The organism is Variovorax sp. PBS-H4 (genome assembly GCF_901827205.1).
GTDB lineage: Bacteria > Pseudomonadota > Gammaproteobacteria > Burkholderiales > Burkholderiaceae_C > Variovorax.
In genome coordinates this window covers 5199024-5211646 of record NZ_LR594675.1, presented here as the reverse complement: position 1 = coordinate 5211646, position 12623 = coordinate 5199024, and the positions used below count along the sequence as shown (strand labels likewise).

Genomic DNA, 12623 nt, shown 5'->3' with positions numbered 1-12623 from the left:
GGAGCGCGGTTCAAAGCGTTTCAGAAGGGAGGCGAGCCGGCGGCCGAGGCGGCGTTCTCGATCGGTACTGCAAATCCGATGCCAATGAAGGTGCGCTGCTGAGTCGGGTTGAGGATGGCTGTGACGATGCCGAGCACCTCGCCGTTCATGTTGACGAGCGGCCCACCGGAGTTGCCCGGGTTGGCGGCGGCGTCGAACTGGATCAGGTTGCCGAGCTCCTGCTTGCCTTCGGGCGAGCGGAACGAGCGCTTGAGGCCCGAGACGACGCCTGCGGAGACCGAGGGACCGATGCCGAACGGAAATCCGACGGCGGCCACCTGGTCGCCCGGCTGCAGGTCGGCGGTCGAGCGCATCACGGCCGGGATCAGGTCGTCGGGCAGCTTTTGCGCCTGCAGCACGGCGAGGTCGTTCTCGGGCTGCACGCCGGTGACCACGGCGGGCGCCTCGAGGCCGTCGGCAAAGGTGACCCTGATCTTTTCGGCACCCGCGACCACGTGCAGGTTGGTGAGGATGATGCCCTTGTCGACGATCACCACGCCGGTGCCGACGCCGCGCTCCACCTCGCCGGGCGGCTCGTCCGCCTGCGCTTCCGCCGGTTTGCCCTTGGCCATGTTGCGGCCCTGCTTCTGGGTCTGGGCCTCGGGTGTCTTCTTCTCGGGACCGTAGCCCACCACGCGCACCACCGAGGGACGGATGATCTCGGCGGCCTTGGCAGCCGGCGAGGGCAGGGTGGCCGTGTGCAGGGTGCGCAGGACGGCGGCGTCGATGTCCTTCTGCGTGTACTGGCGGATGTTCTGGCGCGGCCACAGCGCGAGGCTGGTGGCGGCGGATCCGATGCTGAGGGCGAGCAGCAGCGCGAAGCTGCGGCGGCCCGGCTGCCACCGCCCCTCGCCTGGGGGCGGCACGGCTGCCGGAGCCGGTGCGTCGCCGGGTGACCCGTCGGGCTGCTGCGGCGTCCCGGCATTGGCCGCTTCATCGAGCGGCGTGCGGGGCGAGCGACTGTAGAAAGCTGGCCTGCGCATCGGGACACCTCCGGCAAATAAGTCCACGCGTGAGGAGCCACGGTAGCACGCTTTCCGCGGCTGTGCATGCGTTCGTGCATCATCCGGCGATGGCCGTCTTCGTCGATACCCACTGCCACCTGGATGCGCCGGAGTTCGGCGACGAGATGCCCGTGGTGCGCCAGCGCGCGGCGCAGCGCAACGTGGCGCTGTGCGTGATTCCGGCCGTGGCGGCCGGCAATTTCGCAAGGGTTCGCGAGCTCGCGCACGCGCAGGACGATGCCTACGCGCTCGGCATTCATCCCCTGTGCACCGGCGAGGCCCAGGATGAGCATCTCGCGCAGCTCGACGCGGAGCTCGCGGCGCGGCGCGACGACCCGCGCCTTGTCGCCGTGGGCGAGATCGGGCTCGACTTCTTCGTGCCCGGCCTCGATCCTGCCAGGCAGGCACATTTCTTTCACACTCAGTTGCAGCTCGCACGCAAGCACGGGCTGCCGGTGATCATCCATGTGCGCCGCTCGGTGGACCAGGTGCTCAAGCATCTGCGCCAGGTCGCGCCCGAGGGGCGTTGGCATGGCATCGCCCACGCCTTCAACGGGAGCATGCAGCAGGCGCAGGCCTGTCTCGCGCTCGGGCTCAAGCTGGGCTTCGGCGGTGCGCTGACCTTCGAGCGCGCGCTGCAGCTGCGCCGCCTCGCGGCCGGAGCTGCCGCTCGAGGCCATCGTGCTCGAGACCGACTCGCCCGACATCCAGCCCCAGTGGCTCTACCGCACGCAGGCGCAGCGCGCGGCGGGCGAGCCGCAGGGCCGCAACGAACCGGGCGAGCTGCCCCGCATTGCTGAAGTGCTGGCGGGGCTGCGCGGCATCACCGCCGAAGCGCTGGCCGAGGCCACCACCCACAACGCCTTCGGGGCGCTCCCGCGTCTCTCTGCGCTGATGGGCGCGTCGGCCGATCTGCGGCAAAGCGCGTAGGCCGACGGCGCGTTTTGAGCGAACCGGGCTGCTGGCGCGTTTTTGCTGTCATCCTTGCCGCCGGATCGCCGTTGCATGACGGTGGCAAGTTCGTCACTCCAACTCCAAAGGACCTTTCCCATGAAGACATCATCGATTCGCTGGGTGCCCGTCGCGCTGGCGCTGTCCCTGGCCTCTCTGGGCCTGTCGGCCACCGCGCAGACGCAGCCGGCGCCGGCGCCGAGCGCGCAGCCGAGCACGGTCGACAAGGTGGAGAACACCGGCGAGAAGGCCTGGGATTCCACGAAGAGCGGCACCCGAAAAGCCGTGAACGCCACCGAAGACGGCACCAAGAAGGCCTGGACCAGCACCAAGAAGACCAGCAAGAAGGCATGGCACGCCACCAAGAGCGGCACCAGGAAGGCCGCCCACAAGACCGAGAACGTCGCCAGCAGGGCGGGCCATGCCGTGAGCAACACCGCCACGGCGGCCGCCGACAAGACGCGCCAGGTCGGCGACAAGATCGGCGAGAAGATCCCGGGCACGGCCCAGAACGAAGCCGCGAAGAAGCCCTGATAAGGTTCGCGACGCTACGGAAAACCCGCCAGTGGCGGGTTTTTTACTTCCATGCCCAGGAGCGCGATGAATCGACCTGATGGGTTTCCGTCCCCGGCGCGAGCCGTGCTCACCGGTCTGGCGCCGATCGTCTCGGAAGCCACGGTGCTGTTGATCCTCGGCAGCTTTCCCGGCGCCAGGTCGATCGAGCAGCAGCAGTACTATGCGCACCCGCAAAACCAATTCTGGAGAATTTTGCAATCCATCTGGCCTGATAGCCCACTGCCCGCGGGCGCCGACAGCTACCAAAGGCGGAGCGAATGGCTGCTCGCGCGCCAGCTCGGCCTGTGGGACGTGTACAGGTGCTGCCGGCGCGAGGGCAGCCTGGACGCGGCAATCCGCGACGCCGTGCCGAACGACATCGCCAGCCTGCGCCTGCCGGCCCTGGCTGCCATCGCGCACAACGGCGGCGAGAGCTTCAGGCATGCGCGGCACACGCGCGCGCTCGGCGTGCCGGTCCATCGCCTGCCCTCTTCCAGCCCGGCACATGCATCGTGGAGTCTCGAACGCAAGGCGGCGGCATGGCGCGAGGTGATCGCGCAGTACCTGCCCGTCCCATGAAGCGCGCCTTGCCCGAGGTCAACTTCTCCGACTTCGGGGATGTGCGTTACCTGCACCTGGGCACCGAATGGGTCCAGGGCTCGATGAAGCTGGACGCGCCGTTCGAGATCGAGCTCGAGTACGTGCAGCGCATGATGGCCTGGCTGCTCTTCGTCGACCCGGCCGAGGTGGCGAAGCGCCACGCCATGCAGTTGGGCCTGGGCGCGGCCAGTCTCACCAAGTTCTCGCGCAAGGCGCTGCGCATGCGCACCACCGCGATCGAGCTCAACCCGCAGGTGGTGGCGGCCTGCCGCGGCTGGTTCAAGCTGCCGGCCGACGACGCCAAGCTGCGCGTGGTGGTGGCCGACGCGCAGACCGAGATCCGCAAGGCCGCATGGCTGGGCACGGTCGATGCGCTGCAGGTCGACCTCTACGACCACGAGGCTGCCGCGCCGGTGCTCGACAGCGAGGACTTCTATGCCGACTGCCGCCGGCTGCTCACGGAGGACGGCTGCATGACCGTCAATCTCTTCGGCCGTTCCTCGAGCTACGAGCGCAGCGTCGAGAAGATCGCCGCGGCATTCGGCGAGGAAGCGCTGTGGGCCTTCCGCCCGACGCGCGAGGGCAACACCATCGTGCTGGCCCAGCGCAGCCCGAGCCGGCCCAAGCGCCCCGAGCTTGCCGAGCGCGCCCAAAGCATCCAGACTCGCTGGGGCCTGCCCGCGCCCAAGTGGCTGCGGGTGTTCAAACCGGTAGGGCCTGTTGACACATGAATCACCCTCGCGTGGAGCCCCGGAGAGGGCCCAATCTAGGCGCCAAGCGGAACTGGGGTGCCACCCCAGTGAGCACTGGCAACGACGAGTGGGCCCTCTCCGGGGCCCCACCCGGAGGGCCGGGGCGGCAAGGGGCGCAGGGCGTCGTTGCGGTCCTTGCCCAGGCGGCCAGCCTGGGCTGCGGCCCGCGCCCAGCCCTGCGCCCCTTGCCGCCCCGGCGCGGGGGTGATTCATGTATCAACAGGCCCTAGTCGACCGATGAGCGCCGTCACCTCTCCCGCCTCCGCTTCCTCTCCCCGTCACGAAGGGCCGCTGCAGCTGCGGCAGCTGATCGAGTGGCTGGCCAAGGACCGCGTGATCTCGCCCGAGGAGGCCAAGCGCACGATGACGCGCTGCGCGCAGGCCGAGAGCCGGCAGCCGCCGCTGGTGCGCCTGGCCAATGTCGCGATGACGCGACAGGGCGACGGCAAGCCGCTCGATCTCGAGATGCTGACCGAATGGCTGGCCGGCCGTGCCGGGCTGGCCTACCTGCGCATCGATCCGCTGCGTGTCGATGTCGGCAAGGTGGCCGACACCATGAGTGCCGCCTATGCCGAGCGCCACAAGGTGCTGCCGGTGCAGGTCGCGCCGACCGAGGTGGTGGTGGCGACGGCGGAGCCTTTCGTCACCGACTGGATCGCCGAAGTGGAGCGCCAGGCGCGCCGGCCGGTGCGGCGGGTCGTCGCGAACCCGACCGACATCCAGCGCTATACGGCCGAGTTCTTCTCGCTGGCCAAGTCGGTGCGCGCAGCGCAGAAGGCCGGCGGCAATGCGGGCGGCGCCAGCTTCGAGCAACTGGTCGAGCTGGGAAGGAGCAACAAGCAGCTCGACGCCAACGACCAGAGCGTGGTGCAGGTGGTCGACTGGCTGTGGCAGTACGCCTTCGACCAGCGCGCCAGCGACATTCACCTGGAGCCGCGACGCGACCAGGGCGTGATCCGCTTCCGCATCGACGGCGTGCTGCACCCGGCCTACCAGATGCCGATGGGCGTGATGAACGCGATGGTCTCGCGCATCAAGCTGCTTGGGCGCATGGACGTGGTCGAGAAGCGCCGCCCCTTGGACGGCCGCATCAAGACGCGCAGGCTTCGGGCCCCCACGCTCGGCGCCGACGCGTCCTCGCTGCCCCCCGAGGGGGCTCAGCCGCCCAGGGGCAGCCCTTCGGCGGCTGCCGCGTACGACGAGGTCGAAATGCGCCTGTCCACGCTGCCCACCGCCTTCGGCGAAAAGATGGTGATGCGCATCTTCGACCCCGACACCGCAGTCAAGGATCTCGATGCGCTGGGCTTCGCGCAGCACGATGCGCAGCGCTGGGAGCAGCTGGTGACGCGCCCGCACGGCATCATCCTCGTGACGGGACCGACAGGCTCGGGCAAGACCACCACGCTGTACTCGACGCTCAAGCGGGTGGCGACGGAGGAGGTCAACGTCAGCACCGTCGAGGACCCGATCGAGATGATCGAGCCCTCTTTCAACCAGACGCAGGTGCAGCCGCAGCTGGACTTCGGGTTCACCGAAGGCCTGCGCGCGCTGATGCGGCAGGACCCGGACATCATCATGGTGGGCGAGATCCGCGATCTGGCCACTGCCGAGATGGCGGTGCAGGCCGCGCTCACCGGGCACCTGGTCTTCAGCACCCTGCACACCAACGACGCGCCCAGCGCGATCACGCGGCTGATGGAGCTGGGCGTGCCCAACTACCTGATCAATGCCACCATGCTCGGCGTGCTGGCCCAGCGCCTGGTGCGCACGCTCTGCCCGCACTGCAAGGCGCCCGACGAAAACGTCACGCGCGAGCAGCTCGGTGCGTTCGTCAAGCCGTGGCAGATCACCGGCTCGGTGCGTGCCTACAAGCCGGTCGGCTGCGTCGATTGCCGCATGACGGGATACCGCGGCCGCATGGGCCTCTACGAGCTGCTCACCGTCAGCGAGCCCTTCAAGTCGCTGGTCGACAAGGAGCCCAACGTCGTGGCGCTGCGGCGCCAGGCCGTGGTCGACGGGATGCGGCCGCTGCGCCTGGCCGGTGCACTGCGCGTGGCCGAAGGACTGACCACGGTGGATGAAGTGCTGAGCGCCACCCCGCCGCTCGAATAGCGCAGCCGGCGCGGCTGTCCCTCCGGAGTAACCCTCGCCTCGCGCTAGGTGGTATCCACATCGATCCTGACTAGGAGCTGACCCCACAATCCGCTGTTCGAAATTTTTCGAGGGGACAGTTCGTGAAAATCAAAAGTCAGAAAGACTTTTTCGCGGGTCTGATGTTCACCATCGTCGGCATTGCCTTCGCATGGGGAGCGACGACCTACAGCGTCGGCACCGGCGCCCGCATGGGGCCTGGCTACTTTCCGTTGATGTTGGGCATCCTGCTCGGTGTCCTCGGGGTCATCGTGATCTTCACCGCGCTGGCCATCGAGACGGTCGACGGCGAACCGGTGGGCAAGATCGCCTGGCGTCCGCTGGCCTTCATCATCGGCTCCAACCTGATCTTCGGCATCCTGCTCGGCGGCTTGCCCAGCGTCGGGCTCCCGGCGATGGGGTTGATCGCCGCCATCTACGCGCTGGTGCTCGTCGCGGGTCTCGCGGGTGAGCAGTACAGCCTCAAAGCAAGCCTGATCCTCGCCACCATCCTGGCCGTGGGCAGCTATGTCGCCTTCGTGGTCCTGCTCAAGCTGCAGTTCCAGGTCTGGCCTACCTTCATCACCGGCTGAGAGCGAGCGCCATGGATCTCATCAACAACCTGACCATCGGCTTCACCGCAGCCGTCACGGTCCAGAACCTGATCTACGCCTTCGTCGGCTGCCTGCTGGGCACGCTGATCGGCGTGCTCCCGGGCATCGGCCCGGTCGCCACCATCGCGATGCTGCTGCCGGCCACCTATGCGCTTCCGCCCGTGGCTGCGCTGATCATGCTGGCCGGCATCTACTACGGCTCGCAGTACGGCGGCTCCACCACCGCGATCCTGGTCAACCTGCCGGGCGAATCGTCCTCGGTGGTGACGGTGATCGACGGGCACCAGATGGCCAAGCAGGGGAGGGCGGGCCCAGCCCTCGCAGCGGCCGGCCTGGGCTCCTTCTTCGCAGGCTGCGTGGGCACGCTGATCCTGGCCGCCTTCGCGCCGCCGCTCACCGAGCTGGCCTTCAAGTTCGGCCCGGCCGAGTATTTCTCGCTGATGGTGCTGGGCCTGATCGGCGCGGTGGTGCTGGCCTCGGGCTCGCTGCTCAAGGCCATCTGCATGATCGTGCTGGGCCTGCTGATCGGCCTCGTCGGCACCGACGTGAACTCCGGCGTGGCGCGCTTCAGCTTCGACATTCCGGAGCTCACCGACGGCATCGGCTTCATCGTGATCGCGATGGGCGTGTTCGGCTACGGCGAAATCATCTCCAACCTGTCGCAGCCCGAGGAAGACCGCCAGGTCTTCACGGCCGAGGTGCACGGACTGTGGCCGACCAAGGCAGACTTCAAGAACGGCCTGCCCGCCGTGCTGCGCGGCACGACGCTGGGCTCCTGCCTGGGCATCCTGCCCGGCGGCGGCGCATTGCTGTCGGCCTTTGCGGCCTACACGCTCGAGAAGAAGATGAAGCTCAAGCCCGGCGAAGTGCCCTTCGGCAAAGGCAACATCCGCGGTGTGGCCGGTCCCGAGGCGGCCAACAACGCCGGGGCGCAGACCTCCTTCATCCCGCTGCTGACGCTCGGCATTCCGCCGAACCCGGTGATGGCGCTGATGGTCGGCGCGATGACCATCCACAACATCCAGCCTGGCCCGCAGGTGATGACCAGCAACCCGGAGCTCTTCTGGGGCCTGATCGCCTCGATGTGGATCGGCAACCTGATGCTGATCATCCTGAACCTCCCGCTGATCGGCATCTGGATCAAGCTGCTGTCGATTCCCTACCGCTGGCTGTTCCCGGCCATCGTGCTGTTCTGCGCGATCGGCGTGTACTCGACCAACAACAACACCTTCGACGTCTGGATGGTGGCGATCTTCGGTGTGGTGGGCTACATGTTCATCAAGATGGGCTGCGAGCCGGCGCCGTTGCTGCTGGGCCTGATCCTCGGGCCGATGATGGAAGAGAACCTGCGGCGTGCGCTGTTGCTGTCGCGCGGCTCCTGGAGCGTGTTCATCACGCGGCCGATCTCGGCGGGGCTGCTGATCGCCGCTGCACTGATGGTGGTGATTGTGCTGCTGCCTGCAGTCAAGTCGAAGCGCGAGGAAGCCTTCGTCGAGGCTGACTGAAGCTCCTCGCTTCGCAGAGCGGCGCCTTCGGGCGCCGTTTTGCTTTTGAACGGACCCTGCGCCGAAGCGTCAGAATCTCATCCCATGAAGCTGAAGAGATCCACTTTTCTTCGCGCCGCCGCCCTGGTGCTGTGCGCGACTGCAGGGCCCGCGGCGTTCGCGCAGCAGGCCTACCCCAACAAGCCGATCCGCCTGGTCGTGCCTTTCCCGGCCGGCGGCGCCACCGATCTCTTCGCGCGCACGCTGTCGCAGAAGATGGGCGAAAAGCTCGGCACGACGCTGGTGATCGACAACAAGCCGGGGGCGGGCGGCGCGATCGGCTCCGACCTCGCGGCCAAGGCCCCGGCCGACGGCTACACGCTGCTCCTGGCCACCACCAGCACGCATTCGATCGGGCCGGCGATCAACCCGAAGCTCCCCTACGACGCGGTTCGCGATTTCGCGCCCATCGCGCATGTGGGCGATGCGCCCAGCATCATGCTGGTGCCCAACAGCTCGCCGGCGAAGACCGTGCGCGAATGGATCGACTACGCCAAGAAGAACCCCGGCAAGCTCAACTACGCCTCCAGCGGCAACGGCACCATCGTGCAGCTCACGGCGGAGCTCTTCAAGTCGCAGGCCGGCGTGTTCGTCACCCACATTCCGTACAAGGGCACGGCGCTCGCGATTCCCGACCTGATCAGCGGCAAGGTGGACGTGCTCTTCGACGCGCTGCCGACCGGCATGCCGCATGTGCGCGACGGCCGCCTGCGCGCGCTGGGGGTGACCTCGCTGAAGCGCAGCCCGCTGGCACCCGAGCTGCCGGCAATTGCCGACGTGCTGCCGGGCTTCGAGTCGAACACCTGGTTCGGCCTCTACGGGCCGAAGGGATTGCCGGCCGATCTCGTCGCGCGCGTCAACGCCGCGGCCAACGAGGCGGTGAGCGATCCGGAAGTGCGCGACAAGCTGTCCAGGTTGGGCATCGAGCCGGCCACCGGAACGCCCGCGCAATTCGCGGCGATGGTGGCGCAGGACGCTGCCAAGTGGAAGAAGATCATCATCGAACGCAAGATCATCAGCGACTGAAGCCATGAAGTTTGACTACGCCAACCCCTACACGTCTACCCGCATTCCGGTCTTCGCGCGCAACGTGGTGTCGACCTCGCATCCACTCGCCGCGCAAGCCGGCCTTCGCATCCTGCAGCAGGGCGGCAACGCGGTCGATGCCGCGATCGCGACCGCGGCCGTGATGACGCTGGTCGAGCCCGTGAGCAACGGCCTGGGCAGCGATGCCTTCTGCATCCTGTGGGACGGCGAGAAGTTGCACGGGCTCAATGCCTCGGGCTGCTCGCCTGCCGCCTGGACGCCGGAGTACTTCCAGCGCAAGTACGGCAACGACGCCAGGACGCCGCCGCAGCGCGGCATCGATTCGGTCACGGTGCCAGGCGCCGTGGGCGGCTGGGTCGCGCTGTCCGAGCACTTCGGCAAGCTGGCCTTCGAGGACCTGATGGCGCCGGCCATCGAGATCGCCGATCGCGGCTACCTGGTGCCGCCGGTGGTGCAGCAGAAGTGGGCCGCCGCCACGCCGATCCTGCAAGCGCAGCCCGGCTTCGCCGATGCTTTCCTGCCCTGGGGCCGCGCGCCCGAGGTCGGCGAGCTGTTTCGCTTTCCGGCGGCGGCCCGCGCGCTCAAGGCCATCGCCGCCACGAAGGGGGATGCGTTCTACAGCGGGGAGATCGCCGAGGCGCTGGAGAAGTTCTCGGGCGCGCAGGGTGGCAGCCTCAAGGTGCGCGACCTCGCGAACTGGAAGCCCGAGTGGGTGGCGCCGATCGCGCAGGACTACCGCGGCTACACCGTGCACGAGATGCCGCCCAACGGACAGGGCATCGCGGCCCTGATCGCGCTGGGCATCCTGCAGAACTTCGACATGGGCTCGATGCCGGTCGACTCGGTGGCCTCGCAGCACCTGCAGATCGAGGCGATGAAGCTGGCCTTTGCCGATACCTACCGGTACGTGTCGGACCCATCGTCGATGGAGGTGTCCCCGCTGCAAATGCTCGATGGCGCGTACCTCGCATCACGTGCCAGACTCATCGACGTGAACAAGGCGCAGGACTTCAAGGCTGGCAACCCGATCAAGGGCGGCACGATCTATCTCACCGCGGCCGACGAGAGCGGCATGATGGTGAGCTTCATCCAGAGCAACTACATGGGCTTCGGCTCGGGTTGCGTGGAGCCGTCCTTCGGCATCAGCCTGCAGAACCGTGGGCACGGCTTCAGCCTGGACGCCAAGAGCCCGAACGTGGTCGAGCCGCACAAGCGGCCCTTCCACACCATCATCCCGGCCTTCCTGACGAAGGACGGCCAGCCGGTGATGAGCTTCGGCGTGATGGGCGGCAACATGCAGCCGCAGGGCCACATGCAGACCCTCGTGCGCATGCTGGACCATGGCCAGAACCTGCAGGCCGCCTGCGATGCTCCGCGCTGGCGCTTCAACCACGGGCTCGAGATCAACGCCGAAGCGGCGATGAAGCCTGAACTCGTGCAAGGCCTCGGCGCGCTCGGCCACAAGGTCGAGGTGATCAACGACTCCTACCAGGACTTCGGCGCCGGCCAGTTCATCTGGCGCGCGGGCGAGCCGGCGGTCGAAGGCTATGTGGCGGCGAGCGATGCGCGCCGCGACGGCCTCGCCGCCGGGTTCTGATCGCCGATGTCCTCCGCCCCGGCCGCCACAGGATCGCGCGCACACAAGCACCTCGGCCCCGGGCTCGCGCTCGCCTCGGTAGGGGCCATCGCCTTCAGCGGCAAGGCCATCATCGTCAAGCTGGCCTATCGCTACGGGGTGGACGCGGTCATGTTGATCATGCTTCGCATGCTGTTTGCGCTGCCGCTGTTTGCGCTCATGGCGTGGTGGGCCGGGCGCGGCAGGCCGGCGCTCACGCGGCGCGACTGGATCGGCGTGGTCGGGCTGGGCTTCTCGGGCTACTACCTGGCCAGCTTTCTCGATTTCGCCGGGCTGGCCTACATCACGGCGAGCCTGGAGCGGCTCATCCTCTATCTCAACCCGACGCTGGTGCTGCTGTTCGGCTGGATCGCCTACCGCCGCCGCATCACGCGCTGGCAGATGGCCGGCATGGCGATCAGCTATGCGGGCGTGCTGCTGGTCTTTGGCCATGAGATGAGCCTGGGCCAGTCCAGCGAGGCGGCCTTTGGCACGTTGCTGGTGTTCCTGAGCGCGGTGAGCTACGCGATCTACCTGCTCGCCAGCGGCGAGTTCGTCAAGCGCCTCGGCTCGCTCCGGCTGGTCGGGCTGGCGACCGGCGTGGCCTGCGTGTTGTGCATCGTGCAGTTCGCGTTGCTGCGTCCGCTGGACACGATCCTGCAGGTGGCGCCCGAGGTGATCTGGCTGTCGGTGCTCAACGCGACGGTGTGTACCGCGCTGCCGGTGCTCGCGGTAATGATGGCGATCGAGCGCATCGGCCCCGCGATGGCCGCGCAAACAGGCATGATCGGGCCGATGTCGACCGTCGTGATGGGCGCGCTGATCCTCGGCGAGCCCTTCACTGCGTGGATCGCGGCCGGCACGGCGCTGGTGATCGCGGGCATCTTTGTCTTCACAAAGGGGCGCTAGGCCCCGGGGAATCGATCATGGATCTTGGAATCACGGGCCGCACGGCCCTGGTGTGCGGTGCCAGCAAGGGGCTGGGCTATGGCTGCGCCGAGGCGCTGGTGCGCGAGGGCGTGAACGTGGTGGTCGTGGCGCGCGGTGCCGAGGCGCTCGACGACGCTGCGAAGAAGCTCGAGGCGGCCGCGCGTGCGGGTGGGCCGTGGGTCCGGCCGGTGGCCGCCGACATCACCACGCCCGAGGGCCGCGCGGCAGCCTTTGCCGCGCACCAGGACTTCGACATCGTCGTCACCAATGCCGGGGGCCCGCCGCCGGGCGACTTTCGCGACTGGGACCGTGAGGCCTGGATCAAGGCGGTCGAGGCCAACATGCTGACGCCGATCGAGCTGATCAAGGCCACGATCGACGGCATGGCGGCGCGCGGTTTCGGACGCATCGTCAACATCACTTCCAGCTCGGTGAAGGCGCCGATCGACATTCTCGGCCTGTCCAACGGCGCACGCAGCGGGCTCACCGGCTTCGTGGCCGGCGTGGCGCGCAGCCCGGTCGCGGCGCGGGGCGTGACGCTCAACAACCTGCTGCCGGGGGCGTTCGAGACCGACCGCCTCAAGGGCACGATGGCCGGCGCCGCCAAGAAGTCGGGGCAGGACTTCGATACGGTATGGGAGAGCCGCAAGAAGACCATCCCGGCAAAGCGCTTCGGCACGCCCGAGGAATTCGGCGCGATCTGCGCCTTTCTGTGCAGCGTGCAGGCGGGGTATTTGAACGGGCAGAACATCCTGGCCGATGGTGGGGCGTACCCGGGGACCTATTGAGACCTCGTCCGCGCACTCTGTCGCGTTCACTTCGTTCACGCTGCCCACAACAGC

General features: G+C 68.0%; 11 protein-coding genes and 1 pseudogene. 11 read left to right on the top strand and 1 reads right to left on the bottom strand.

Annotated elements, in window-relative coordinates:
- Window positions 1-20: 20 nt before the first annotated feature.
- Entirely contained in the window at window positions 21-1022 is a 1002-nt protein-coding gene (locus E5CHR_RS24870) for a S1C family serine protease (RefSeq protein ID WP_162582309.1), read from the bottom strand.
- 89 nt (window positions 1023-1111) lie between these two features.
- On the opposite strand from E5CHR_RS24870, the pseudogene E5CHR_RS24865 reads away from it, so the two are divergent.
- From E5CHR_RS24865 to E5CHR_RS24815, 11 genes and pseudogenes are all read left to right on the top strand, one after another.
- Window positions 1112-1973, top strand: a pseudogene (locus E5CHR_RS24865) (TatD family hydrolase).
- Window positions 1974-2093: 120 nt separating this feature from the next.
- Window positions 2094-2528: a hypothetical protein gene (locus tag E5CHR_RS24860; RefSeq protein ID WP_162582308.1), complete on the top strand. Its 435-nt coding sequence runs from the start codon at window positions 2094-2096 to the stop codon at window positions 2526-2528.
- A gap of 66 nt (window positions 2529-2594) precedes the next feature.
- Entirely contained in the window at window positions 2595-3128 is a 534-nt protein-coding gene (locus E5CHR_RS24855) for a DNA-deoxyinosine glycosylase (RefSeq protein WP_232062184.1), read from the top strand.
- Complete coding sequence (locus E5CHR_RS24850) at window positions 3125-3880, top strand: spermidine synthase (RefSeq protein WP_162582306.1); 756 nt, start codon at window positions 3125-3127, stop codon at window positions 3878-3880. The genes E5CHR_RS24855 and E5CHR_RS24850 overlap by 4 nt, the downstream gene beginning before the upstream one ends.
- Before the next feature lie 258 nt (window positions 3881-4138).
- On the top strand, window positions 4139-6013 hold the full coding sequence (locus tag E5CHR_RS24845; protein WP_162582305.1) for a GspE/PulE family protein: 1875 nt from the start codon (window positions 4139-4141) through the stop codon (window positions 6011-6013).
- Window positions 6014-6135: 122 nt separating this feature from the next.
- A complete protein-coding gene (locus E5CHR_RS24840) occupies window positions 6136-6624 on the top strand; it encodes a tripartite tricarboxylate transporter TctB family protein (RefSeq protein ID WP_162582304.1) in 489 nt (162 codons plus the stop codon).
- 11 nt (window positions 6625-6635) lie between these two features.
- Window positions 6636-8150 (top strand): tripartite tricarboxylate transporter permease, encoded by a 1515-nt coding sequence (locus E5CHR_RS24835; protein ID WP_162582303.1) that lies wholly within the window; start codon window positions 6636-6638, stop codon window positions 8148-8150.
- 90 nt (window positions 8151-8240) lie between these two features.
- Window positions 8241-9215, top strand: a complete 975-nt coding sequence (locus E5CHR_RS24830; protein WP_162583884.1) for a Bug family tripartite tricarboxylate transporter substrate binding protein — start codon at window positions 8241-8243, stop codon at window positions 9213-9215.
- A gap of 4 nt (window positions 9216-9219) precedes the next feature.
- The gene (locus E5CHR_RS24825; RefSeq protein ID WP_162582302.1) at window positions 9220-10833 is read left to right on the top strand and encodes a gamma-glutamyltransferase family protein; all 1614 of its coding nucleotides are present in this window, start codon (window positions 9220-9222) and stop codon (window positions 10831-10833) included.
- A gap of 6 nt (window positions 10834-10839) precedes the next feature.
- Window positions 10840-11760: a DMT family transporter gene (locus tag E5CHR_RS24820; RefSeq protein WP_162582301.1), complete on the top strand. Its 921-nt coding sequence runs from the start codon at window positions 10840-10842 to the stop codon at window positions 11758-11760.
- A 17-nt stretch (window positions 11761-11777) separates the two neighbouring features.
- The gene (locus tag E5CHR_RS24815; RefSeq protein ID WP_162582300.1) at window positions 11778-12569 is read left to right on the top strand and encodes an SDR family oxidoreductase; all 792 of its coding nucleotides are present in this window, start codon (window positions 11778-11780) and stop codon (window positions 12567-12569) included.
- Window positions 12570-12623: the final 54 nt, after the last annotated feature.